The sequence below is a fragment of the Malikia spinosa genome, assembly GCF_002980625.1.
Lineage (GTDB): Bacteria > Pseudomonadota > Gammaproteobacteria > Burkholderiales > Burkholderiaceae_C > Malikia > Malikia spinosa.
Genome location: NZ_PVLR01000021.1, coordinates 48,873 through 72,612, shown reverse-complemented (window position 1 = coordinate 72,612; position 23,740 = coordinate 48,873). Strand labels below are relative to the sequence as shown.

At 67.0% G+C, this 23,740-nt stretch carries 21 protein-coding genes; 9 read left to right on the top strand and 12 right to left on the bottom strand.

What is annotated here, in order from left to right; translation table 11 throughout:
• Positions 1–57: 57 nt before the first annotated feature.
• Positions 58–1,206 carry a cupin domain-containing protein gene (locus C6P61_RS08495; RefSeq protein ID WP_105729501.1) on the bottom strand — a complete coding sequence of 383 codons (1,149 nt, stop codon included), beginning with the start codon at positions 1,204–1,206 and terminating at the stop codon, positions 58–60.
• 14 nt (positions 1,207–1,220) lie between these two features.
• On the opposite strand from C6P61_RS08495, the gene C6P61_RS08490 reads away from it, so the two are divergent.
• Positions 1,221–1,763 (top strand): FKBP-type peptidyl-prolyl cis-trans isomerase, encoded by a 543-nt coding sequence (locus C6P61_RS08490; RefSeq protein WP_105729500.1) that lies wholly within the window; start codon positions 1,221–1,223, stop codon positions 1,761–1,763.
• Between the two features lie 60 nt (positions 1,764–1,823).
• Here C6P61_RS08490 and dut read toward each other — a convergent pair whose 3' ends face one another.
• Genes dut through C6P61_RS08470 form a run of 4 tightly spaced genes read right to left on the bottom strand, consistent with a single transcriptional unit; the run spans position 1,824 to position 6,218 of the window.
• Positions 1,824–2,273 carry a dUTP diphosphatase gene (gene dut / locus C6P61_RS08485; RefSeq protein ID WP_105729499.1) on the bottom strand — a complete coding sequence of 150 codons (450 nt, stop codon included), beginning with the start codon at positions 2,271–2,273 and terminating at the stop codon, positions 1,824–1,826.
• A 24-nt stretch (positions 2,274–2,297) separates the two neighbouring features.
• Positions 2,298–3,377 carry a TRAP transporter substrate-binding protein gene (locus C6P61_RS08480; RefSeq protein WP_105729498.1) on the bottom strand — a complete coding sequence of 360 codons (1,080 nt, stop codon included), beginning with the start codon at positions 3,375–3,377 and terminating at the stop codon, positions 2,298–2,300.
• Positions 3,374–5,257: a 1-deoxy-D-xylulose-5-phosphate synthase gene (gene dxs, locus C6P61_RS08475; protein ID WP_105729497.1), complete on the bottom strand. Its 1,884-nt coding sequence runs from the start codon at positions 5,255–5,257 to the stop codon at positions 3,374–3,376. The genes C6P61_RS08480 and dxs overlap by 4 nt, the downstream gene beginning before the upstream one ends.
• 52 nt (positions 5,258–5,309) lie before the next feature.
• Positions 5,310–6,218: a polyprenyl synthetase family protein gene (locus C6P61_RS08470; protein WP_105729513.1), complete on the bottom strand. Its 909-nt coding sequence runs from the start codon at positions 6,216–6,218 to the stop codon at positions 5,310–5,312.
• A gap of 325 nt (positions 6,219–6,543) precedes the next feature.
• Here C6P61_RS08470 and C6P61_RS08465 point away from each other — a divergent pair, with 325 nt between their 5' ends.
• Entirely contained in the window at positions 6,544–7,695 is a 1,152-nt protein-coding gene (locus C6P61_RS08465; protein ID WP_105729496.1) for an aromatic ring-hydroxylating oxygenase subunit alpha, read from the top strand.
• Between the two features lie 89 nt (positions 7,696–7,784).
• On the opposite strand, the gene C6P61_RS08460 is transcribed toward C6P61_RS08465, so the two are convergent.
• Complete coding sequence (locus C6P61_RS08460) at positions 7,785–8,468, bottom strand: LuxR C-terminal-related transcriptional regulator (RefSeq protein WP_202428019.1); 684 nt, start codon at positions 8,466–8,468, stop codon at positions 7,785–7,787.
• A gap of 144 nt (positions 8,469–8,612) precedes the next feature.
• The gene (gene polA / locus C6P61_RS08455) at positions 8,613–11,519 is read right to left on the bottom strand and encodes a DNA polymerase I (protein ID WP_105729495.1); all 2,907 of its coding nucleotides are present in this window, start codon (positions 11,517–11,519) and stop codon (positions 8,613–8,615) included.
• Positions 11,520–11,588: 69 nt separating this feature from the next.
• On the opposite strand from polA, the gene C6P61_RS08450 reads away from it, so the two are divergent.
• The 4 genes from C6P61_RS08450 (at position 11,589) to C6P61_RS08435 (ending at position 14,196) form a co-directional block, all read left to right on the top strand.
• Positions 11,589–11,915: a hypothetical protein gene (locus C6P61_RS08450; RefSeq protein ID WP_105729494.1), complete on the top strand. Its 327-nt coding sequence runs from the start codon at positions 11,589–11,591 to the stop codon at positions 11,913–11,915.
• 80 nt (positions 11,916–11,995) lie between these two features.
• Positions 11,996–12,949 carry a homoserine kinase gene (locus C6P61_RS08445; protein ID WP_105729493.1) on the top strand — a complete coding sequence of 318 codons (954 nt, stop codon included), beginning with the start codon at positions 11,996–11,998 and terminating at the stop codon, positions 12,947–12,949.
• Positions 12,946–13,728 (top strand): BPSS1780 family membrane protein, encoded by a 783-nt coding sequence (locus tag C6P61_RS08440; protein ID WP_105729492.1) that lies wholly within the window; start codon positions 12,946–12,948, stop codon positions 13,726–13,728. The genes C6P61_RS08445 and C6P61_RS08440 overlap by 4 nt, the downstream gene beginning before the upstream one ends.
• A 132-nt stretch (positions 13,729–13,860) precedes the next feature.
• Positions 13,861–14,196, top strand: a complete 336-nt coding sequence (locus C6P61_RS08435; protein WP_105729491.1) for a c-type cytochrome — start codon at positions 13,861–13,863, stop codon at positions 14,194–14,196.
• Positions 14,197–14,240: 44 nt separating this feature from the next.
• Here C6P61_RS08435 and C6P61_RS08430 read toward each other — a convergent pair whose 3' ends face one another.
• Positions 14,241–14,765 carry a GNAT family N-acetyltransferase gene (locus C6P61_RS08430; protein WP_105729490.1) on the bottom strand — a complete coding sequence of 175 codons (525 nt, stop codon included), beginning with the start codon at positions 14,763–14,765 and terminating at the stop codon, positions 14,241–14,243.
• Positions 14,766–14,847: 82 nt separating this feature from the next.
• Here C6P61_RS08430 and C6P61_RS08425 point away from each other — a divergent pair, with 82 nt between their 5' ends.
• Positions 14,848–15,090 carry a DUF3297 family protein gene (locus tag C6P61_RS08425; RefSeq protein ID WP_105729489.1) on the top strand — a complete coding sequence of 81 codons (243 nt, stop codon included), beginning with the start codon at positions 14,848–14,850 and terminating at the stop codon, positions 15,088–15,090.
• Between the two features lie 49 nt (positions 15,091–15,139).
• Here the strand turns inward: C6P61_RS08425 and C6P61_RS08420 are convergent, their stop codons facing one another.
• The 3 genes from C6P61_RS08420 to C6P61_RS08410 form a co-directional block, all read right to left on the bottom strand.
• Entirely contained in the window at positions 15,140–17,590 is a 2,451-nt protein-coding gene (locus C6P61_RS08420) for a UvrD-helicase domain-containing protein (RefSeq protein WP_105729488.1), read from the bottom strand.
• Between the two features lie 75 nt (positions 17,591–17,665).
• The gene (locus tag C6P61_RS08415) at positions 17,666–18,841 is read right to left on the bottom strand and encodes an SGNH/GDSL hydrolase family protein (RefSeq protein ID WP_146115005.1); all 1,176 of its coding nucleotides are present in this window, start codon (positions 18,839–18,841) and stop codon (positions 17,666–17,668) included.
• A 227-nt stretch (positions 18,842–19,068) separates the two neighbouring features.
• The gene (locus tag C6P61_RS08410; RefSeq protein WP_105729486.1) at positions 19,069–20,970 is read right to left on the bottom strand and encodes a DEAD/DEAH box helicase; all 1,902 of its coding nucleotides are present in this window, start codon (positions 20,968–20,970) and stop codon (positions 19,069–19,071) included.
• Positions 20,971–21,402: 432 nt separating this feature from the next.
• On the opposite strand from C6P61_RS08410, the gene C6P61_RS08405 reads away from it, so the two are divergent.
• Both C6P61_RS08405 and C6P61_RS08400 read left to right on the top strand, forming a co-directional pair.
• Complete coding sequence (locus tag C6P61_RS08405; protein WP_105729485.1) at positions 21,403–22,050, top strand: DUF47 domain-containing protein; 648 nt, start codon at positions 21,403–21,405, stop codon at positions 22,048–22,050.
• A gap of 15 nt (positions 22,051–22,065) precedes the next feature.
• Positions 22,066–23,079, top strand: coding sequence for an inorganic phosphate transporter (locus tag C6P61_RS08400; protein ID WP_105729484.1), 1,014 nt, complete (start codon positions 22,066–22,068; stop codon positions 23,077–23,079).
• A 1-nt stretch (position 23,080) separates the two neighbouring features.
• Here C6P61_RS08400 and orn read toward each other — a convergent pair whose 3' ends face one another.
• Positions 23,081–23,692, bottom strand: a complete 612-nt coding sequence (gene orn / locus C6P61_RS08395) for an oligoribonuclease (protein ID WP_211296947.1) — start codon at positions 23,690–23,692, stop codon at positions 23,081–23,083.
• Positions 23,693–23,740: the final 48 nt, after the last annotated feature.

The window sequence follows — 23,740 nt, the reverse complement described above, 5'->3', positions numbered from 1 at the left end:
TAGGCTTTTTTTTGTAGCGAATTGTCAACAACAGACCGGATCAGTCAGGCAAGCCGCTCAAGTTTGCTGTATGTGCAGCCAGCCAGCCACGAACCACTCATCCAGCAGCGCCTTGGCACCCTTGCTCGCGCCACGCACCGCACGCGCATCCAGGCGCCGCTCGTCGGCCAGGCGGCGCATCAGCTCGGCATCCTTGCCACCGGCGCGGTAGGCCTCGCCGTTGATGAAGATGTGATGCTCGTCATACATCATGCGGCTGCGCCGATCGAGCCAGATCGCGCCAGGCAGCCAGTCGCCCTCGGGCTCCTCGAACCAGACCTTGGGCTTGGGTTCGGTCATGACCTCGCCGAGCGCGCGCGCCATGTCTTCGGGCTGCTCGAGCAGGCGCTTGAGCGCATCGGCCGTGAACGCCTGCAGGCCGGCAGGAATGCGACCTGGCTGCTGGGTGGCGGGCTGGTCCGGATCGCGGTAGAGCGTCTCGTCCTCGTGGTCGTCAGCCAGGCGCTGCGCGATCTCGCCCGCCAGTCCGCCGCGCTGCGGCACCCGGAAGCCCACCGAGTAGGTCATGCACTCGCCTTCGACCGCCACGCCGTCATGGGCCCATTTGGGCGGCAGGTAGAGCATGTCGCCGGGCTCGCAGACATACTCCTCCTCGGCCTCGAAATGGCTCAGGATCTTGAGCGGCATGCCCTCCTCAAGGCTCAGGTCCTTCTGGCGGCCGATGCGCCAGCGGCGCTTGCCCTGGGCCTGGATCAGGAACACGTCGTAGCTGTCGAAATGCGGGCCGACGCCGCCGCCCTCGCTGGCCCAGGAAATCATCAGGTCGTCCAGCCGTGCATCGGGCAGGAAACGGAACTGCTGCATCAGCGCGTGCGCGCCGTCATGGTGCAGGTCCACACCCTGCACCAGCAGCGTCCAGTGCGACTGCTTGAAGGCCGGGAAGGCCGACTTGGCGAACGGCCCATGCTGGAGCGTCCAGCCCGCGCCGGGCTTTTGCACCACCAGGCGCGACTCGACCTCCTCCTGGCCGGACAGCGCGAACAGCTCGGGGCGCGACAGCAGGGGCTGGAAACCAGGCAAGGCGCCCTTGACCAGCAGGGGCTTCTTTTGCCAGTGACGGCGCATGAACTGGGCCGGAGTCAGGCCGCCGAGCAAGGCGAGCGGCTGATCCGGGGCGGGGGGCAGGGGAAATTGGACTTCGGTCATGGGACAATTGTCCGATGAAAATCACTCCACAATGCGTCGTGTCGCTGACCTGGACGCTCAAAGACACCCTGGGCGAAATCCTCGACGAACTCGACGAGCCGGTCGAGTTCCTGCTCGGCGGCGATGATCTGCTGGCCAAGATCGAAGCGCAACTGCAAGGCCTCGAGGCCGGCGCCGAGCTCGAACTGCAGCTCGAGCCCGAAGATGCCTTCGGTGATTTCGATGACCGCAAGCTGTTCCTGGAGCCGCGCGCAGCCTTCCCGGCCGAGCTCGAGGAGGGCATGGTGTTCGAAGGCTTGCCGCCCGGCTGCAACCCGGACGCGCCGCGCGACCAGGTCTATTTCGTCAGCGAGATCTATCCCGAGCATGTCGTGCTCGATGCCAACCACCCACTGGCTGGCATCGCGCTGCGGCTGCAACTGACGGTGCATGCCGTGCGCGAGGCTTACGTCGAGGAGATCGGCCAGGGCACGCTGGGCACGGGTTTCTTCCGCCTCGGCGGCGGGCACTCGGGTGATGCGGTGCCGGTCAACGGCGACGGCCAGACCCTGCACTGAAGCCGGCCTGCGGTTCCCGGGCTTGAGGGCCCGGGACCAAAGAGCAGGAAACCAGGACGCTCAGCCGCGGCCAGTCGAGCCGTAACCGCCGGCGCCACGCTCGGTCGCAGCAGCGAAATCGTCGACGATATTGAACTTTGCCTGCAGTACCGGCACGATCACGAGCTGGGCAATCCGATCCATCGGCTCGATCGTGAACGCCACTTCGCTGCGGTTCCAGGCGCTGACCATCAGCTGGCCCTGGTAGTCGCTGTCGATCAGGCCCACCAGGTTGCCCAGCACGATGCCATGCTTGTGGCCCAGGCCCGAGCGCGGCAGGATCAGTGCCGCGTAGCCGGGATCGGCCAGGTGAATTGCCATGCCGGTCGGCACCAGCTGCCAGGCATTGGGTTCGAGCCGCAGCGGCTGCTCGAGGCAGGCTCGCAGGTCGAGGCCGGCGCTGCCGGGCGTAGCGTAGGCGGGCGGCTGCTGCGCGAGCCGCGGGTCGAGGATCTTGACGTCGATTTGCATGGAAATAGGATGAAATAGCCTGACTTAAAGCCGGACCGACTGCAGATAGCGGTCGAAATGGGCTTCGGGTAGCCGGTGCCAGAGATTCTGCTCGCGCCGGAAGGCCGAATAGTCGGCATAGATGCGGCGCCAGGCCGGGTTGCGGCGCGACAGGTCGGCACAGAGGGCATTCGAGGCCTTGAAGGCGGCATCGAGCACCGGCTTGGGAAAGGCCTTGACCCGCACACCGGCGGCCACCACCTGCTTGAGCGCGATCGGATTGAGCACATCGTAGCGCGCCTGTATGCCGGCATGGACCGACTGGGCTGCCAGCTCGAACATGCCCTTTAGATCCGGCGGCAAGGCACGCCAGGCCTTGGCGTTGCAATACAGGCTGAGCTGGGCACTGCCCTCCCACCAGCCCGGGTAATAGTAGTAGCGCGCAACCCGGCTCAGGCCGAGCTTGCGGTCGTCATGCGGTCCGACCCACTCGACCGCGTCGAGCTGGCCACGCTCGAGCGCGCCGACCAATTCGCTCATCGGCAGCTGCTGCGGCAAGGCGCCCAGCGACTGCAGCACGCGCGCGCCCAGTCCCCCCATCTGCATGCGCAGCTCGCTCAGATCGGCCGGTGACTCGAGTTCGCGCCGGAACCAGCCCCCCATCTGGGCGCCGGAATTGCCCATCGGGAAATTGACGATCTGGTACTGGGCATAGAAATCGCGCAGCAGCTTGAGGCCGTTGCCTTCGAGCTGCCAAGTGTTCATCTGCCGGCTATTGAGGCCAAACGGAACGGCGCTGTCGAGTGCAAAGCATTCGTCGATGCCGACGAAATGACTCGGCACCGCGTGCAGCGCATCAATCTCGCCGGCCTGCAGCGCTTCGAGCAGGCTCAGCGGCGCAACCGGATCATCGACCGGCAGCAGCGTGACTTGCAACCGCCCGCCCGACAGCTGGCCGAGCTGGCGTGCGAACTGCTCGGTGCCGCTGTAGACGGCATCGAGCGAATGGTGGCAGGCCGTCGCGAGGCGCCAGCGTATGACCGGCTGGGCCAGTACCGCCGGCGCGCAGCCGCTGGCCAGGATACCGGCCAGGCCGGCGTGCCCCAGGACTCCGCGGCGCCTCAAGATGCCTCGCCCTGCACCACTGCAGCCGGTGCCAGCCAGGCTTGCACGCTGCGCTCGATGCCAGCGGCGTCCAGACCCAGCCCGCTCAACAGCTTGCCATGGTCGCCATGCTCGATGAAGCGATCCGGCAGTCCCAGCTGCAGCACCGGCAACGGCAGGCGTGCGGCCTGCAGGGCCTCGAGCACGGCGGAGCCCGCGCCACCGGCAATCGCGCCCTCCTCGACCGTCACGATCAACTCGTGGCTGCGCGCGACCTCGAGCAGCAGCTCGAGGTCGAGCGGCTTGGCCCAGCGCATGTTGACGACCGTGGCGTCGAGCGCCTCGGCGGCGACCAGCGCGGGCTGCAGCAGGGTACCGAAAGCCAGGATCGCGACGCGCTGACCCTGACGGCGCAGCTCACCCTTGCCAAACGGCAGTCCCTGCAGAGCCTCGGGGCCGGTGGGCAACTCGGCACCGACTCCGCTGCCGCGCGGATAGCGCACCGCGACCGCATGATCCTGGGCATAAGCGGTCGACAGCAGGCGATAGCACTCGGCCTCGTCTGCCGGACAGGCGATGCTGACGTTCGGAATGCAGCGCAAAAACGGGATGTCGTAGGCGCCGGCATGGGTCGGGCCGTCGGCACCGACCAGGCCGGCACGGTCCAGCGCCAGCACCATCGGCAGCTTCTGCAGCGCGACGTCATGCACCAGCTGGTCGTAGGCACGCTGCAGGAAGGTCGAATAGATCGCGACCACCGGCTTGATGCCCTCGCAGGCCAGGCCGGCGGCAAAGGTGACCGCATGCTGCTCGGCGATGCCGACATCGTAGTAGCGGTCGGGGAAGCGCTGGTGGAACTCGACCATGCCCGAGCCCTCGCGCATCGCCGGCGTGATGCCGACCAGGCGCTGGTCATGCGCCGCCATGTCGCACAGCCAGCGGCCAAACACCTGGCTGAAGGTCGGCTTCGGGGCGGTGGCCGGCTGCTGCAGACCGACCTTGGGATCGAACTTGCCCGGGCCGTGGTAGGCCACCGGATCGGCCTCGGCCAGGTCGTAGCCACGGCCCTTCTTGGTCACCACATGCAGGAACTGCGGGCCTTCGAGCAGCTTGATGTTCTCCAGCGTCGGGATCAGCGACTCGAGGTCGTGGCCGTCGATCGGGCCGATGTAGTTGAAGCCGAACTTCTCGAACAAGGTAGCCGGCACCACCAGGCCCTTGGCCTGCTCCTCGAGGCGCTTGGCGAGCTCGAACAGATGCGGCGCCTTGGCCAGCACCTGCTTGCCGACCTGCTTGGCCGCCGAATAGAAGCGCCCGCTCATGAGCTGGGCCAGGTAGCGGTTCAGCGCCCCTACCGGCGGGCTGATCGACATGTCGTTGTCGTTCAGTATCACCAAGAGTTTGCCGTCGAGCACGCCGGCGTTGTTGAGCGCCTCGAAGGCCATGCCGGCGGTCATCGCGCCGTCACCGATGACGGCGATCGCCTGCCGGTCCTCGCCCTTCTGGTGCGCTGCCATCGCCATGCCGAGCGCGGCCGAGATGCTGGTCGACGAATGCGCAGTGCCAAAGGCATCAAACTCGCTCTCGCTGCGCAGCGGAAAGCCACTGATGCCACCCTGCTGGCGCAAGCTGCCCATGCGCTCGCGCCGGCCGGTCAGGATCTTGTGCGGATAGGTCTGATGTCCGACGTCCCAGACGATGCGGTCCTCGGGCGTGTTGAAGACATAGTGCAGCGCGAGGGTCAGCTCGACCGTGCCGAGGTTGGAGCTCAGATGACCGCCGGTGCGCGCCACGCTGTGCAGCAGGAAATCGCGCAGCTCGGTCGCCAGCGCGGGCAGTTGCGCGCGCGTCAGTCGGCGCAGATCGGCCGGGGAATCGATGGTGGACAGCAAACCGGTCATTGTTCGGGGTTCTCGAGTAGCGAGGGTCGGCAGAAAGCGCGAAGGCTGGGGGTCAGTGACTGCGGCGCACGACCCAGTCGGCAATCGCATGCAGATAGGCCGCCTGGCGCAGGCCGACCTGGTCGAGCGCCTGATGCGCCTGCGCCAGCAGATCGTCGGCGTAGGCCTGGGCCGCGGCCAGGCCGAGCAGCGAGACGAAGGTAGGCTTGTCGGCCGCGGCATCCTTGCCGGCGGTCTTGCCCAGGGTGGCCGAATCGGCAGTGACATCGAGGATATCGTCCACTACCTGGAAGGCCAGACCGAGCGCGCGCCCATAGCGGGCCATGGCCGCCAGCTGGGCCGCGCTGGCACCGGCAGCAGCGCCGCCCATTTCGACGCTGGCCAGCAGCAACGCGCCGGTCTTGCGGCGGTGCATGTCCTCCAGGCTGGCCTGGTCGAGCTGCTGGCCGACGCCGGCGAGATCGATCGCCTGGCCACCGGCCATGCCGTCCCAACCCGCGGCGCGCGCGAGCTGACGGCAAAGCCGGGCCGCCAGCGCCGGCTCGACCGACTGATCTTCGGGCAGCAGGACCTCGAACGCCAGCGCCTGCAAGGCGTCGCCCGCGAGCAGCGCAGGCGCCTCGCCGAACTGCACATGCAGCGTCGGCTTGCCGCGGCGCAGCACATCATTATCCATGCAGGGCAGGTCGTCATGCACCAGTGAATAGGCGTGGATCAGCTCGAGCGCGCAGGCGGCGCGCCAGGCCGCGCTGCCCAGCGGTGGCAGCACGCCGCCGACCGCCTCGGCGGTCGCCAGCACCAGCAGCGGCCGCAGGCGCTTGCCGCCATCGAGCACGGCATAGCGCATCGCAGCCCCCAGACCCGCCGGCGCCGCAGCCGGCACCCACTGCTCGAGCAGCTGCTCGACCTCGGCCAGACGCGCCTGGCTCCAACTGCTGAAATCGGCGGACGGCGCGCTCATGCCGACCTCGCTGGCGTAAGGGTCGAGCCGGAGCGGCGGGTGGTCAGTGAACAAGAGATCTCCCGGTGCGCAAGGATAGAGGCCATGGCTGGAGCCGCTGCGGCGTTTGCCGCAGGCGACGAAAAATCAAAACTATGATTTTAGGGCCTGCAGCCCAAAGGCCGGGACGCGGACCGGTCTTGCCGGCACAGATCGGCCCCAGGGGGTACAATAAGCGCCCCTTTCCAGCTCATCAGGAGTTGTAAAACCTTCCCGCGCTCATTCGTTCAACGATCAAAGCGCTTCCCTGCCCCTTAATAGGGGGAGTCTCTAGGTCAGGACCTTCATGTCTGATTTAAGTCTTCAGTTCCAGCAGGCCGCAAGCCAATTTCCGGTTTCCAGCTATTTTGACCCAGCGCTGTTCCAGCGCGAGATGGAGACCATCTTCCAGCGCGGGCCCCGCTATGTGGGGCATATCAATGCCGTGCCCAACCTGGGCGACTACTACGCCCTGCCTCATGAGGGCGAAGGTCGCGCCCTGGTACGGACCGAAAAAGGCGTCGAGCTCGTCAGCAACGTCTGCCGGCACCGCCAGGCCGTCATGCTCAAGGGGCGCGGCAATCTGGGCCAGCACCGCAACGGCAGTGCCGCTGGCAACATCGTCTGCCCACTGCACCGCTGGACCTACAGCGGCGGCTCTGCCATGGGCCAGCTCGGCGAGCTGATCGGCGCGCCGCACTTTGCGCAGGACCCCTGCCTGAACCTGCAGCGCTACCCGTTGCGCGAATGGAACGGCATGCTGTTCGAGGACAACGGCCGCGACATCGCCGCCGACCTCGCCGGCATGGGCCCGGCCAGCACGCTGAGCTTCGAGGGCATGGTGCTCGACCATGTCGAGCTGCACGAGTGCAACTACAACTGGAAGACCTTCATCGAGGTCTACCTCGAGGACTACCATGTCGTGCCGTTCCATCCCGGACTCGGCAACTTCGTGACCTGCGACGACCTCAAGTGGGAGTTCAAGCCCGAATACTCGGTCCAGACCGTGGGCGTGCAGAACCTGCTCAAGGGCGCCGGCAGTCCGGTCTACCAGAAATGGCATCAGCAACTGATGGCCTACCGCGACGGCGAACTGCCCGAGCAGGGCGCGGTCTGGCTGACCTACTACCCGCACATCATGGTCGAGTGGTACCCGCATGTGCTGACGGTTTCGACCCTGCATCCGATCAGCGTCGACAAGACGTTGAACCGGGTCGAGTTCTACTACCCGGAAGAGATCGCCGCCTTCGAGCGCGACTTCGTCGACGCCCAGCGCGCCGCCTACATGGAAACCTGCATCGAGGACGACGAGATTGGCGAGCGCATGGACGCCGGGCGCAAGGCCCTGCTGCTGCGCGGCGACAACGAGGTCGGACCCTACCAGAGCCCGATGGAAGACGGCATGCAGCATTTCCACGAGTGGTACCGCGCCAAGCTGGGTTCGGCCCTGCAGGGCTGAACGCCGGACCCAGGCGTCAAGACAGGCATCGCATCAGGCGCGCGCGATCCGCTCGCCAGTCTGGTCGCGCCTGCTGATCAGTCAGGCCCTCAGCCCAGGCGCTCAAGCCCGTGCCGGTTCACGTAGGCATGCAACTCGGCCCGGTTCGAGACCGAGAGCTTGCGATAGATCGAGGTCAGGTGGTTGCGCAGCGTGTGCTCGCTGATGTTGAGGCGCTGCGCGATCACCTTGCCCGGTGCCGCGGCATCCGAGGCCAGGGCCTCGACCGTCAGCTTTTCCTTCGGCGTCAGCACGCTGACCGAGGCCCGGCGCGAGCTGCGCCAGCGTCCGTCCTGGTGCCGCGAGAGCTCGAGGAAGATCCGGCTGGTCGCGCTGCGCTCGATCCACATCTCGCCGTTGTGGATCTTTTCGAGCGCGCGCAGCAGCACAACCGGGGCCTCGTACTTGCCGACCACGCCGCGCGCGCCGACCAGCACGGCGCTGTCTTGCAGCGCCGGATCGCGCGAACTCGTCAAGGCCAGGATCTTGGCCGTGGTCTGGGCCTGCAGATGGGCCAGCGACTCGGTACCCTCCTCGCCATCGAGGTCGAACACGATCACGTCGGGCTCGATCTGCTCCATGCGCAGCACGCCCTCGGCCGCGCTCTCGACCACGCCCACCACCGACCAGCGGCCATGATCACCCTCAAGCAGACGCTCAAGCCCCCAGGACATCAGGGGGAGCGCAACCAGCATCACGCGCGTGGGTCCGGCAACGGTGTCTTCGACTGTCATTCTTGTACCTCTTGATCGGATGTCATTTCTGTCAGCCATGATAGTCGCATCCCGGGAGTCCTGCATCTGCTACGGGAAAAAACGCGATAACCGGGGCCGATAGCGGGCGCAGAACCGGGACAGCTCGCCGTGCGGCGACCCGGCTCAGTGCGCCTGCTCCCAGTTGGCACCGACGCCAACCTCGGCCAGCAGCGGCACCTTGAGCTCGGCTACGCCTGCCATCAGGCGCGGCACCTCGGTCCGGACCCAGTCGAGCTCGGACTCGGGCAGCTCGAACACCAGTTCGTCATGCACCTGCATGATGATCCGCGTGCCCAACCCCTGGGCATCGATCGCGGCCTGGACCGCCACCATACTCAGCTTGATCAGGTCGGCCGCCGTGCCCTGCATCGGCGCGTTGATCGCGGCGCGCTCGGCGGCGGCGCGGCGCGGGCCGTTCGGGCTGTTGATCTCGGGCAGGTAGAGCCGGCGGCCGAACACGGTCTCGACATAGCCCTGCGCCTTGGCCTGCGCCTTGGTCTGGTCCATGTAGTCGCGCACGCCGGAAAAGCGCAGGAAATAGCGCTCGATGTAGTTCTTGGCCGCCGCATTGTCGATGCCCAGCGCCTTGGCCAGGCCGAAGCCGCTCATGCCGTAGATCAGGCCGAAGTTGATGACCTTGGCATAGCGCCGCTGCTCGCTGCTGACCTCGGCCGGCGCCAGGCCGAAGATCTCGGCTGCGGTCGCACGGTGCACGTCGAGTCCCTCGGCAAAGGCCTTCAGCAGTGCCGCGTCGCCGCTCAGGTGCGCCATGATGCGCAGCTCGATCTGCGAGTAGTCGGCGCTCGCAATCAGCCGGCCCGGCGGCGCGACGAAGGCCTCGCGCACGCGCCGGCCCTCGGGCGTGCGGATCGGGATGTTCTGCAGATTGGGCTCGTTGCTGCTCAGGCGCCCGGTCACGGCCACCGCCTGCGCGTAATGGGTATGGACCCGACCCGTGCGCGGATGCGCCAGGCTGGCGAGCTTGTCGGTGTAGGTGCCCTTGAGCTTGGACAGCGAGCGGTGTTCCAGCAGCTTGGCCGGCAGCGGGTAGTCCTCGGCCAGTTTCTCCAGCACCTCCTCGTCGGTGCTGCGCGCGCCGGTCGCGGTCTTCTTGATCACCGGCAGGCCCAGCTTGTCGAAGAAGATCTCGCCGAGCTGCTTCGGACTCGCGAGGTTGAAGGGCTGACCCGCGATCTCGTAGGCCTCGGCCTCAAGCTGCAGGATGCGCTGGCCCAGTTCATGGCTCTGGCGCGCCAGCGTCGGCGCGTCGATCAGCACGCCATTGCGCTCGACCCGGAACAGCGCCTCGCTGGTATCGATCTCGAGCTGGTAGATCCGGCTCAGCTTCTGATCGGCCTCGATCAGCGGCCAGAGCAGCTGGTGCACCTCGAGCGTCATGTCGCTGTCCTCGCAGGAGTACTCGGCGGCCCGGGCCACCTCGACCTGCGCGAACGGGATCTGCTTGGCACCCTTGCCGCACAGGTCCTCGTAATGGATGCCGCTGCGCCCGAGATGGCGCTCGGCCAGGCTGGCCAGGTTGTGCGGCTTGTGGACCTCGAGCACATAGCTCTGCAGCATGGTGTCGTGGGCATAGCCGCGCACCTCGATGCCATGGTTGGCAAACACATGGCGGTCGTACTTGACATGCTGGCCGAGCTTCCTGGCGGCAGGGTCCTCGAGCCAGTGCTTGAGGCGGGCCAGCACCTCGTCGCGCGGCAGCTGGACCGGCGCATCGGGGCCGGCGTGCAGCAGCGGCACATAGGCCGCCTCGCCCGGCTGGACGCTGAAGCTGATGCCGACGATCTCGGCCCGCATCGCGTCGAGCGAGGTCGTTTCGGTGTCGATGGCGACCAGCTCGGCCGCCTGCAGCCTGTCCAGCCAGGCGTCGAAGGCCGGCCAGTCGAGCAGGGTCTCGTAGCGCAGCGCGCTTGCCGCGGCCAGCTCGGTTGCCTCTGCCGCCTGCGCCGCAGCCGTGGCGTCATCGGCCGGCGCAGATTCGGTGCCCGGCGGCGCCGGCTCGGCGAACAGGTCGCCGCTGGCACCAAAGGCCGGCGCCGCCGACACGGAACGGGGCTGGCGGCGAACGGCCGCAGAGCGGTCCGGCAAGTCGCCCGCTGCGCCAGCGGGCTCGGCACCCTTGCCCGGAACCTCGAGCGAGCGCGCCAGACCCTTGAAGCCGTAGCGCTCATAGAAATCGCGCAGGCTGGCGTTGTCGCGCTCGCGCTGCGCCAGCCCCTCGAGCGAGGGCAAGCCGGGCAACGACTCGCTCAGGTCGCAGTCGGTCTTGATCGTCACGAGCTGGCGCCCGGTCGGCAGCCAGTCGCGCTGGTCGCGCAGGTTCTGGCCAGCCACGCCCTTGATCTGGTCGGCATGGGCCAGCAGCGCATCGAGACTGCCGTACTCGAGCAGCCATTTGGCAGCGGTCTTGGGTCCGACCTTGGGCACGCCCGGCACGTTGTCGACCTGATCGCCGACCAGGGTCTGGAAGTCGATCATCAAGGCTGGCGGCACGCCGAACTCGGCCGTCACGCCGGCCACGTCGCGGACCTTGCCGTTCATGGTGTCGATGATGGTCACATGCGGATCGACCAGCTGACTCAGGTCCTTGTCGCCGCTCGAAACGATCACGCGCACGCCCTGCGCCGCCGCCGTCCGCGCCAGCGTGCCGATCACGTCATCGGCCTCGACGCCGGGGATGTCGAGCACGGTCCAGCCCAGCAGCCGCACCACCTCGTGGATCGGCGCGATCTGCGCGCGCAGGTCGTCTGGCATCGGGCTGCGATGCGCCTTGTATTCGGGATAGAGCGCATCGCGGAAGGTCGGGCCCGAGGCGTCGAACACGCAGACGGTGTAGTCGCCCGGCTGCTCCTTTTGCAAGGCCTGCATCATGTTGATCATGCCGCGGATGGCGCCAGTCGGCGGGCTGCTCGGGTCGCCGGGGACGGCGCGCAGGTCGGGCATGGCATGGAAGGCGCGGTAGAGGTAGCTGGAGCCGTCCACCAGCACCAGGGTCTTCTGGGTCTCGGTCATGCCCGGATTGTCGGCGAAAGCCGCCCGACTCCCGCGCACTGACTCGCTCAAGACCTACAATCGTGGGTTATGCACCGCTCGACCGCTCGAAACCCCTTTCTCGCCCTGCTCCTGTTCTGCCTGGCTGGCGTGGCAGCCGCCCAGCCCGCTGCAGCGCCGTCCCAACTGGCTCAGGACAACGGCAAGGCCGTGATCGAGCAAAAGGCCGAATCGATCACCCACGAGGACGCGGGCAGCCGCATCGACGAACTGCGCGTGGGTGGCCAGACCCGACGCATCGAGGTCCAGACCAAGTCCACCCTGCCGTCCTACCAGGTCCAGCCGCTGGACGCGAGCCCGCTCGACCAGTCCCAGCCCAGCGCCGGCAAGAGCAGCTGGCGCCTGATGAAGTTCTGAGCCCCGGCCCCTCACCCGTTCGCGCCCCCCATCCGCCAGCGGCATTCCCTGTCGCACACCTAAGCACGCTTACCCCGCCCATGGCCGTTTTCACCCAAGTCAGCAAGACCGAAGCCGCCACCCTGCTGAGCCGGCTCAACCTGGGCCAGCTCACCGACATCGAAGGCTGCTCCGGCGGCATCGAGAACACCAACTATTTCGTCAGCACCCTGCGCGACGGCGAGCCGCATCACTATGTGCTGACGCTGTTCGAGCGCCTGACCTTCGAGCAGCTGCCGTTCTACCTGCACCTGATGAAGCATCTGGCCGGCAAGGGCATTCCGGTGCCGGATCCGGCCGCCGATGCCAAGGGCGAGATCCTGCACAAGCTCAAGAACAAGCCGGCCGCGGTCGTCAACCGCCTCAAGGGCCGCAGCGAACTGGCGCCCGGCCCGAGCCATTGCGCCCAGGTCGGCGCCATGCTGGCACGCATGCACCTGGCCGGCCAGGACTACCCGCAAAGCCAGCCCAATCTGCGCGGCCTGGCCTGGTGGAACGAGACCGTTCCGGTGGTGCTGCCGCATCTGACACCCGAGCAGGCGACGCTGCTGCAGTCCGAGCTGGCCTACCAGAACCATGTGGCGGCCAGCGCCAGCTACGAGGCGCTGCCGCGCGGGCCGGTCCATGCCGACCTGTTCCGCGACAACGTGATGTTCGACCAGGGCCAGCTCAGCGGCCTGTTCGATTTCTATTTCGCCGGCATCGACAGCTTCGCCTTCGACCTCGCGGTTTGCCTGAACGACTGGTGCATCGACCACGCAACCGGCCGCCCGGAGCCCGAGCGCGCGCGCGCCATGCGCGAAGCCTACGAGAGCGTGCGCCCGCTGACCGCGGCCGAACGCGAGCTGATGCCGGCCATGCTGCGCGCCGGCGCGCTGCGCTTCTGGATCTCGCGCCTGTGGGACTGGCATCTGCCGCGCGAGGCCAGCATGCTCAAACCCCACGACCCGACCCATTTCGAGCGCGTGCTGCGCGAGCGGTTGGAGCAACTGTGAAACTCAAGCCGGTGCCGGCCAAGACCGGCCTGCTCTGGGTCAGGCAGGGCATCACGACCTTTGCACGCCAGCCGCTGGCGCTGTCGGGCCTGTTCCTGCTCTACATGCTGGCGCTGTCGCTGCTGAGCTCGCTGCCCGTGATCGGCAACCTGCTGGCACTGGCCCTGCTGCCAGCGACCACGCTGGGCCTGATGGTCGCCACGCGCGAAGCCGACAGCGGCAAGTTCCCGATGCCGGCGCTGCTGGCCAGCGCGTTTCGCGCCGGACGCGAACAGCTGCGCGCAATGCTGATGCTCGGCGTGATCTACGCCCTGGGCTTCATGGCCGTGCTGGGCGTGTCGGCCCTGTTCGACGGCGGCCAGTTCGCGCAGATCTACCTCGGGACGACCGAGATGACGGAGGAAGTCGTGCTGGGCGAAGCCTTCCAGAGCGCGATGTGGGTCGGCATGCTGCTGTATCTGCCGCTGGCGCTGCTGTTCTGGCATGCACCGGCACTGGTGCACTGGCAAGGCATCAGCCCGGCCAAGAGCCTGTTCTTCAGCCTGCTGGCCTGCTGGCAGAACAAGGGCGCGCTCACGCTGTTCATGCTGGCCTGGATGGGCGTCTTCATGGTGACCGGCCTGGTGCTGTCGCTGCTCGGCAGCCTGCTGGGCAGCCCGGATCTGCTGGCCTCGCTGCTGTTTGCTGCCGCGCTGACGCTGGCCGCGATGTTCTTCAGCAGCTTCTACTTCACTTTTCGCGACAGCTTCACGACCGACGACGACCAGCCGGTGGCCTGAAGCCAGGGATCGCGCCCGGGTCGCAAACGCTGGCAAGCTCCCACCAGCTCCCGGGAGCTCGCCCGCGTTGACAGCGCTGACAGCCCGCCCTAAGCTGGTTTCGATGGTCGCTATCCATCGAGGAGTTGTCGCATGAAGATCCTTACCTTGGCCGCCGTTGCGGCTTTATCGGCCTTCGGCCTGCAGGCCCATGCCGGCGCTGCCGGCGACAAGCTGGTGCAGAAATACCTGTGCATGGGCTGTCATGCGGTGGACAAGGCCTCCATCGGGCCGTCGTTCCAGCAGATCGCCGCCCAATGGCGCGACAAGCCTGACGCGGAGAAAACCCTGATCACCACGGTGCGCCAGGGCAGCATGGCCGCCGGCGGGCCGCACTGGGGCCAGGTCAAGATGCCGGACGACTCCGAGCGGGCCCAGATCAGCGAGCGCGAAGCAAGGCGCATGGTGCGCTGGATCATGAAGCAGTAACACAGGCTCCGCCCTGCCATCGGATCGGGGCGGACCGGGTCGCCTCAGCGCGGCGGCCGATCGTCGAGCAGGCGCTGCATGAAGGCCAGATCGAGCCAGCGGCCGAACTTGGTGCCGACCTGCCTGAGCGTGCCGGCTGGCTCGAAGCCGCAGCGCGCGTGCAGGCGCAGCGAAGCCTGGTTGCCAGCCTCGATTGCCGCCACCATCGCATGCTTGCCGGCGGCTTTGGCACGCTCGACCAGCGCCAGCAGCAAGATGGCGCCCAGGCCGGCGCCACGACAGTCGGCGCGCACATAGACCGAATGCTCGACCGTATGCCGGTAACCGTCGAAGGCGCGGAAATCGGCAAAGCTGCCGTAGCCCAGCACCCGGCCTTGCGGGTCGACCGCCACCAGCACCGGCCAGCCAGCCGCCTGACGCGCGCTAATCCAGACCTGGCGCTCGGTCGCATCGACCAGGCGCTCGTTCCAGATCGCCGTGCCGTGGGCGACCGCATCGTTGTAGATCAGCGCGATGCCGGCGGCATCGGTAGTATCGGAGGCAATGGCATCCCGTAGTTCAAAGTCCATGACTCGATGATAGCCCGCGTCGGCGTGCGGCCAAATCCGGGACAATCGGCGTCTTTGCGCTTTCAACCACGGAAAACCCCTCATGAGCGATACCCGCCCCACCCTGCCCGACCACCTCTCGATCGACCCGCGCAGCCCGCACCATGTAGCCGCCGTGTTCGAGCATGACATCGGCATCCTGTTCAACGGCAAGGACCGCTCCGACGTGGCCGAATACTGCATCAGCGAAGGCTGGGTCAAGGTGCCGGCCGGCAAGACCGTCGACCGCAAGGGCTTCCCACTGCTGATCAAGCTCAAGGGCCAGGTCGAGGTGTTCTACCGCTGAGTCAGGCCGGGGCCAAGGCATCCAGCCAGCCGCCCCTGCTGCCCGCCACTCAGACCGGGGTCAGCTTGGCGATCGCCAGCGCCAGCCACTTGGCTCCATGGCGCGGGAAATTGACCTGGGCCCGCGCGTCGTCGCCCTGGCCCTCGACCGTCAACACCTTGCCTTCGCCGAACTTGTTGTGAAACACCTGCATGCCGACCCGGATGCCGTGCGCAGGCGCGGACTTCTGCGCCGGCACGCTGCCAGCGCCACTGTAGGCCGCCTCCTTGCCGCCACGGCCTGAGTCACCGAGCCCGCTGCGGCCCCAGGCCGGCTGCGCCGCAGCCGCAGCCTGACCGGACCCGCTGCGCCCGAGTCCCGTACCCCAGCCACCCTGCTTCGGGCTGATCCATTTCAGGCAGGATTCGGGCAGTTCGTCGAGGAAGCGACTGCTCAGGTTGTAGCGGGTCTGGCCATGCAGCATGCGAGTCTGCGCGTGGCTCAGGTAGAGACGCTTCCTGGCGCGCGTGATCGCGACATACATCAGGCGGCGCTCCTCCTCCAGCCCGTCGCGGTCGCTCTGGCTGTTCTCGTGCGGGAACAGGCCTTCTTCGAGTCCGGTGATGAAGACCGCGTCGAACTCGAGCCCCTTGGCCGCATGCACCGTCATCAGCTGGACCGCGTCCTGGCCGGCCTGGGCCTGGTTGTCGCCGGACTCGAGCGCCGCATGGGTCAGAAAGGCCGCCAGCGGGCTCAGCGTCTCGCCGCTGTCAGGCTGGACAGACCAGGCACCCAGCGACCCGACGGCTGATGCCGCATCGAAGCCTGGCGCCTGCGGGTCCAGCCCCTGGCTGGCGGGCGACTGGGTCAGGCCCGGGCCGGCCGGCGCGGTCTCGTCGAGCGGCAACGCCACCGCATCGCGGCCAAATCCCTGCTGCAGCACGAAGCTTTCGGCCGCGTTGACCAGTTCCTCCAGGTTCTCGACCCGGTCGGCGCCCTCGCGGTCGGCGCGGTAATGCTCGAGCAGGCCGCTGTGCTGCAGCACCAGCTCGATGATCTCGCGCAACGTCCGGCCCTCGGTCTGCTCGCGCAGCACATCGATCTTGGCGACGAAGGCCGACAGCTTGGTGCCGGCTGCGCCGCCCAGGCTGCTGGCCGCATCATGCAGCGAACAGCCCAGGGCGCGCGCGGCATCCTGCAGCTGCTCGACCGAACGCGCGCCAATGCCGCGCGGCGGAAAATTGACCACGCGCAGCAAGCTGGTGTCGTCGTTCGGGTTGTCGAGCAGGCGCAGATAGGCCAGCGCATGCTTGATCTCGGCGCGCTCGAAGAAGCGCAGCCCGCCGTAGACGCGGTACGGCAGGCCGGCGCGAAACAGCGCGGTCTCGATAACCCGGCTTTGCGCGTTGCTGCGATACAGCAGCGCGATCTCCTGGCGCGACCAGCCTTCGGCCAGCAGGCTCTTGATCTCGTCGATCAGCCAGTCGGCCTCGGCGAAGTCGCTGGCCGCTTCAAAGACCCGGATCGGCTCGCCCGCGCCCTGCTCGGTGCGCAGGTTCTTGCCCAGGCGGCCGCTGTTGTGCTCGATCAGCTGGTTGGCCGCTTCCAGGATATTGCCGTGGCTGCGGTAGTTCTGCTCGAGCTTGATCTGGTGCTGGACCTCGAACTCGCGCACGAAGTCGGCCATGTTGCCGACGCGCGCGCCGCGAAAGGCGTAGATGCTCTGATCGTCGTCACCGACCGCGAGCACGGCGTTGCCGGCCGGCACGAAGCGGCCGTTCTCGTCATGGCCCGCCAGCAGCTTGAGCCAGGCATATTGCAGCTTGTTGGTGTCCTGGAACTCGTCGACCAGGATATGGCGAAAGCGCCGCTGGTAATGCTCGCGCACGGCGTCCTGGTCGCGCAGCAGCTCGTAGCAGCGCAGCATCAGCTCGCCGAAGTCGACCACGCCCTCGCGCTGGCATTGCGCCTCGTAGAGCTGGTAGAAATCGATCTTGCGCCGCTGATCCTCGTCGCGCGGGCTCATCTGGTGCGCGCGCAGTCCGTCCTCCTTGCAGCCGGCGATGAACCACTGCAGCTGCTTCGGGGGATAGCGCTCCTCGTCGATCTGGTGCTGCTTGCACAGGCGCTTGATCGCGCTGAGCTGGTCCTGCATGTCGAGGATCTGGAAGCTCTGCGGCAGGTTGGCCAGCTTCCAGTGCGCGCGCAGCAGCCGATGGCACAGGCCGTGGAAGGTGCCGATCCACATGCCACGCACATTGACCGGCAGCATGGCCGACAGGCGGGTCAGCATCTCCTTGGCCGCCTTGTTGGTGAAGGTCACGGCCAGCAGGCCGCCCGGCGTGACCTGGCCGGTCTGCAGCAGCCAGGCAATGCGCGTGGTCAGCACGCGCGTCTTGCCGGAGCCGGCGCCAGCCAGGATCAGCGCGGGCTCGGGCGGCAGCGTGACGGCAGCCAGCTGCTCGGCGTTGAGGCCTTGCAGCAGCGGCGACTCAGCAAATAGGGATTGAGTTTCAAACATGGACCGATTGTAGGAAGGCGCGCTGCATTCGCGCCTTGCTGCGATCCGATCGAGCTGACAGACCCGACCGAGCGCTCAATACCAGCCGCGGCTGCGCAGGGTGTCGAGCACCAGCTCGGCCATCAGCTGGTTGGTCCTCGGGCTGCCGTGGAAGTCGTCGGCGAAGACATGGCCGCTCCACCAACCGGGGTTGAGTGCTGCCTGCGGCAGCTGGCGCGACAGATCGGCGGCGAAGCAGCTGCCGAGGAAATAGGACGGCAGCCCCATCGCATCAGTCCCGGTGGGGGCACAGGCCGGATCGGTGGTGTTGGTGAAGCCGTAGGGGTTGGGCTGGCCGGCAACGGCCGCCGGCGTGACCCACAGCCGCAAGGCGGCATGGAAATCAACCACCGCCACCCGCGCTTCAGTGGCAAAACTGGCCTTGAGGCGGGCGTTGAAGGCCTGGATCCAGCCGTCGGCCATGGCCTGTACCTGCAGTGCGGCGGCCTGGCCGGCATTGCCGCCGCCGTTGGCCTGGGCCACCGCCGCCAGCATGGCCTGGAAGTAAGGCGTGCGAGTCAGGTCGGGCATGGTCAGCAGCACGACGCGCTGCGCGCCACGATCCAGGGCCTGGGCCCGGATCTGGGCGCTGAAGCGGTCGGCCAGGGCCAACATGTACTGGCCGCCAGCCTGGGCCAGATCGGTCGCAGCAGTGCTCGCCGGGACGATGCCGAGTTCGCCCAGCAGCTTGACGAAGCGGGTGTCGGCGAAAGGCAGCGGCGCCTGCAGCTCGGAGCCCAGCGTCAGGAAGCCGCGCATCAGGTCGGCCAGGTCGTTGCCACCCCCATCGAGCAGCAGCAGCTCCTCGGGGTCGTAGCGGGTAACGGACAGGTCCTCAAGCTGCTGCAGGATCGAGAACGGGCTGTCGTCGCCGGCCGCCATGTCGGGCGGCACGTTGATGCGGGCCCGCACCACCGCATGCGAGCTGCAGGCGGCAAAGGCAGGATTCGTGTTGAGCGCCACCTGATTGGCATCGGCCGCCAGGTAGCGCGGGCAAAGTGCCCCGACCCCGAGCGCGCTGGACACATGATCGGTCCAGATCCAGGTATCGGCCAGGGTGCTGCCCTGCACGGTCGCCTTGAAGCCGAAAGTGCCGCTGTCGCTCAGGCTGTCGCCCGCGACTCGCACCGCACGGGTGTCGGGCCCACCATCACCGCAAGCGGCCAGCCAGGCCACGAGAGCGAGCGAAACCAGTCGCATCCTGTATTGCATTCTTGTTCTCCCTTGTAGCGGTCACGCCGACCGTGCCCATCATGCCAATGGCGTCCACGGCAGCGATCACGCCGCCGGTGTCGCCTGTGCACGCCATCGGTCCGCTTCGATGCTGGGGCTGCGATGACAGGCTGTCAAGGCTGATGAGAGGCAAGCAACGATGCAGGCCAGACGTGAAAAACCCGACCAAGGCCGGGTTCTTTCGGGAGTGGGCCTAGGCCCAGTGCTCAGCGCTTGACGAAGCGCGGCTTGCCGGCGCCGCTTTCAGGGCGCGGACGACGGTCACCGAACGACGGTGCGCCGCCGCCATGGCCGCGCGACTCGTTGCCGCGGCGCTCGAAGGCCGGACGGTCACCGAAGCTGCGCTCGCCGCCGGCCGGACGGCCGAAGGACTCACGGCGCTGCTCGCCACCGAAACCACCCTGCGGGCGCTGCTCGCGGCCAGCAAAACCGCGCGACTCGCCGCGGAAATCACCACGCGGCTCGGAACGGTCGCCACCACGGAACTCGCCGCGACCTTCCGGACGGGCATCGCCACGCGACTCGAAGCGCACGTCACCGCGCGGCTCGGAGCGGAACTCGCCACGGGGCTGGAAGTCACCACGGCTGGCCGGACGACCGGAATTGCCGCCGAAGCCGCCTTCGCTGCGACCACCCCAGCCGCCGCCGCCAGCGCCACCGCGGGAGTTGCCACCGCGCGGGGGAGCACCGCGACCGTTGCCGCCACGGCCAGCCGGGCGACGGTCGTTGAATTCGTAGACCTGCTTCTTGGGCTCCAGGCCCGGAATGGTGGCGGTCTTGATGACCTGCTGGCTGTAGGCCTCGATCTCGCCGATCTTGCGACGGTCACGGAACTCGGCCATGGTCACGGCCAGACCCTTGCGACCGGCACGGCCGGTACGGCCGATGCGGTGGGTGTAGTCCTCGGCCTTGAGCGGCAGGCCGTAGTTGAACACGTGGGTGATCGTCGGCACGTCGATGCCGCGGGCGGCGACGTCGGTCGCGACCAGGATCTGCACCTGGCCGTTGCGCAGCGCCATCAGGCGGCGGGTACGCAGACCCTGGCTCAGGGCACCGTGCAGCGCCACGGCCGAGAAACCGACTTGCTGCAGCTCTTCAGCCAGCGAATCGCACTCGATCTGGGTGCTGGCGAAGACGATCGCCTGGTCGATGGTCGCGTCGCGCAGCCAATGGTCAAGCAGCTGGCGCTTGTGTTCCTGGCTGTCACACCAGAACAGCTGCTGCTCGATGCTGCTGTGCTTGTCCTGCGGCGAGTCGATCTGCACCTTTTGCGGCGCACGCATCACGCGCTGGGCCAGGCTCTGGATGCGCGGCGCGAAGGTGGCGCTGAACATCATGGTCTGGTGGCGCTGGATGGTCAGCTGGTTGATCTCGGCCAGGTCGTCCGAGAAACCCAGGTCGAGCATGCGGTCGGCTTCGTCAACGACCAGGAACTGGACCTTGTCGAGCTTGATCTGGCCGTTGCGTTGCAGGTCGAGCAGGCGGCCCGGGGTCGCGACCACCAGGTCGGCGTTCTGCAGCTTGGCGATCTGGACCGGGTAGGGAATGCCACCGACCACGTTGGCGATGCGCATGCCGCGGCAATGCTTGACCAGCTCGATCGCATCCTGGGCGACTTGCTGCGCGAGTTCGCGCGTAGGGCACAGGATCAGGGCGCCGGGCACGGCCGGGGTGAAATGACGCGCCAGCAGCGGGTTCTTGCGCTTGGGCTTCTTCGGTGCCGGCTGGCCGGCAGCTTCGGCTTCGGCGACCTGGCGGTCCCAGTCGGCGCGCTCGGCGGCCTCGGCGGCAGCCTGCTGCTCGAGCAGGGTGTGCAGCACCGGCAGCAGGAAGGCGGCGGTCTTGCCGCTACCGGTCTGGCTCGACACCATCAGGTCGGTGAAGCCTTCGCTATGGCCACCGTTCATGGCCTTGGGGATGGTGGCGTTCTGCACCAGGGTCGGCTGGGTGAAGCCGAGGTCGGCGACGGCCTGCACCAGCTCGGGCGCCAGGCCCAGGGCGGCAAAGGCGTTCGGCAGTGCAGCGGCTTGCGGCGCAGCTTCAGCAACGTCGGTGGTGATGGAGGAATCGAAACCGGTTTCGACCGGGAATTGCAAAGAGTCAGTCATGTCTATCGTCCAGGCGCCAAAACAGCGCGCAATGAGCAAAGCAGGACGAGCCGGACTAAAGAGTCCGGGCAGCGTGCCCGATCCGATCATGGTCAACAAGAAACATCAACCATCAAACAGATCGGCATGCCGCGTGCCCATGAGTGGGCCGACTGGTATGCGTGGGGCCCTGAATTCAAACCCTGTGAAGGGTCGCCGGTTTACACCGTGAGGGGCCAGAGTGAGGCAGATGCACGTAAAAGTCGCCGCTCATGCGGCCGACTGATTTCAATTATTGCACAGTTGCGGGTTTTCCCCAAGCTTTTTTTATTTCGACGCCATGGAGCGCGTCAAGCCGCGCCACAGACACAAGGCATGGCGGGCGCCTACAATCCGCGCCTACATCATTATTGTGTCAATTTTTTGACATTTTCACCCACCACAGGAGCCGACATGATTTTTGGGAAACTGCTGCCCCGAGAGGGCAACTTCTTCGAACTCTTCAACCTGCATGCCAAGCACATGGTCGAGGCCTCGCACGCCTTCGCCGAGCTGGTCAAGAACTACGCCGATCCGGTGCTGCGCGACAAGTACAACCAGGAAGTCGATCGCGCCGAGCATGCCGCCGACCGCGTGACGATGGAAGTCAACCGCCTGCTGCACAAGACCTTCATCACGCCGATCGACCGCGAGCAGATCCATTCGCTGATCAACACCATGGACGATGTCGCCGACCTGATCCAGGACTCGGCCGAGACCATGGCGCTGTACGACGTGCATCACATGACCGAAGAGATCAGCCGCCTGACCGATCTGGGCGTCAAGTGCTGCGAGCGCCTGCAGGCCGCGGTCGCCCTGCTCGACAAGATCGCCGATGCCAAGACCGCCGAAGCCGCGCTCAAGACCTGCGAGGAAATCGACCGCCTCGAGTCCGACGCCGACCGCGTGCTGCGCAACGCGATGAGCAAGCTGTTCCGCGAGGAAACCGATGTGCGCGAGCTGATCAAGCTCAAGGCCATCTACGAGCTGCTCGAGACCATCACCGACCGCTGCGAGGACGTGGCCAACCTGATCGAGGGCGTGATCCTCGAGAACTCCTGATCCGGGAGATCCACCATGACTTCAATGCAGACGGCCTTCTGGGTCATCGCCATGCTGGTGGCCATGGCGCTGCTGTTCGACTTCATGAACGGCTTCCATGATGCCGCCAACTCGATCGCGACCGTGGTCTCGACCGGCGTGCTCAAGCCGACGCAGGCCGTGGCCTTCGCGGCCTTCTTCAACTTCGTCGCCATCTTCATCTTCCACCTGAGCGTGGCGGCCACCGTCGGCAAGGGCATCGCCCAGCCCGGTGTGGTCGATACCCATGTAGTGTTCGGCGCCCTGGCCGGCGCGATCACCTGGAACGTGATCACCTGGTACTACGGCATCCCGAGCAGCTCCTCGCACGCGCTGATCGGCGGCATCGTCGGAGCCGTGATCGCCAAGGCCGGGGCCGGCGCGCTGGTCTCGACCGGCCTGATCCGCACCGTGACCTTCATCTTCGTCTCGCCGCTGCTGGGCTTCCTGTTCGGCTCGCTGATGATGGTGCTGGTGGCCTGGGTCTGCCGGCGCATGACGCCGTCCAAGGTCGACCGCTGGTTCCGCCGGCTGCAGCTGGTGTCGGCCGGGGCCTACAGCCTGGGCCATGGCGGCAACGACGCGCAAAAGACCATCGGCATCATCTGGATGCTGCTGATCGCGACCGGCTACGCAGCGGCCGAGGACAAGTCACCGGCGGGCTGGGTCATCGTGGCCTGCTACGCGGCAATCGGCGCCGGCACGATGTTTGGCGGCTGGCGCATCGTCAAGACCATGGGTCAGAAGATCACCAAGCTCAAGCCGGTCGGCGGCTTCTGCGCCGAGACCGGCGGCGCGATCACGCTGTTCCTGGCCACGGCGCTCGGCGTGCCGGTCTCGACTACTCACACCATCACCGGCGCCATCGTCGGCGTCGGCTCGGTGCAGCGCCTGAGCGCGGTGCGCTGGGGCGTGGCGGGCAACATCGTCTGGGCCTGGGTGCTGACGATTCCCGCCTCGGCCTTCGTCGCGGCGATCGGCTACTGGATCAGCCTGCAGCTATTCGCCTGATTCAGCGCAGGAAATGCTCGCGGTAGTGCACGAGTTCGTCGATCGACTCGTGCACGTCGGCCAGCGCGGTGTGGCGCTGGTGCTTCTTGAAGGCCTTGTAGACCTCGGGCCGCCAGCGCTTGGCCAGCTCCTTCAGGGTGCTGACGTCGAGGTTGCGGTAGTGGAAATAGGCCTCGAGCCTGGGCATGTACTTGACCAGGAAGCGCCGGTCCTGGCCGATCGAGTTGCCGCACATCGGCGAGGAGCCCTTGGGCAGGTATTTGCGGATGAACTCGATCACCTGGGCCTCGGCATCGGCCTCGGAAGTCGCGCTGGCCTTGACCCGGTTGATCAGGCCGCTGCGGCCGTGGGTGCCCTTGTTCCAGGCGTCCATTGCGTCGAGCGCGGCATCGCTCTGGTGAATCGCCAGCACCGGGCCTTCGACGCGCGGCAGCAGGTCGGGGCCGGTGATGACGACCGCGATCTCGATCAGGCGGTCGGTCTCGGGATTGAGACCGGTCATCTCGCAATCGAGCCAGATCAGGTTCTGGTCGCTCTTGACCAGGTGCTGGACGGTTTCTGGGCTGTGGCTGCTCTGGGCAACCGGAGCGGAGGGGCTGGGATTCTGGCTCATGCCCCGATTTTCACCGATCGCGCGACGGCATTGGCCGGCATTCGCTAG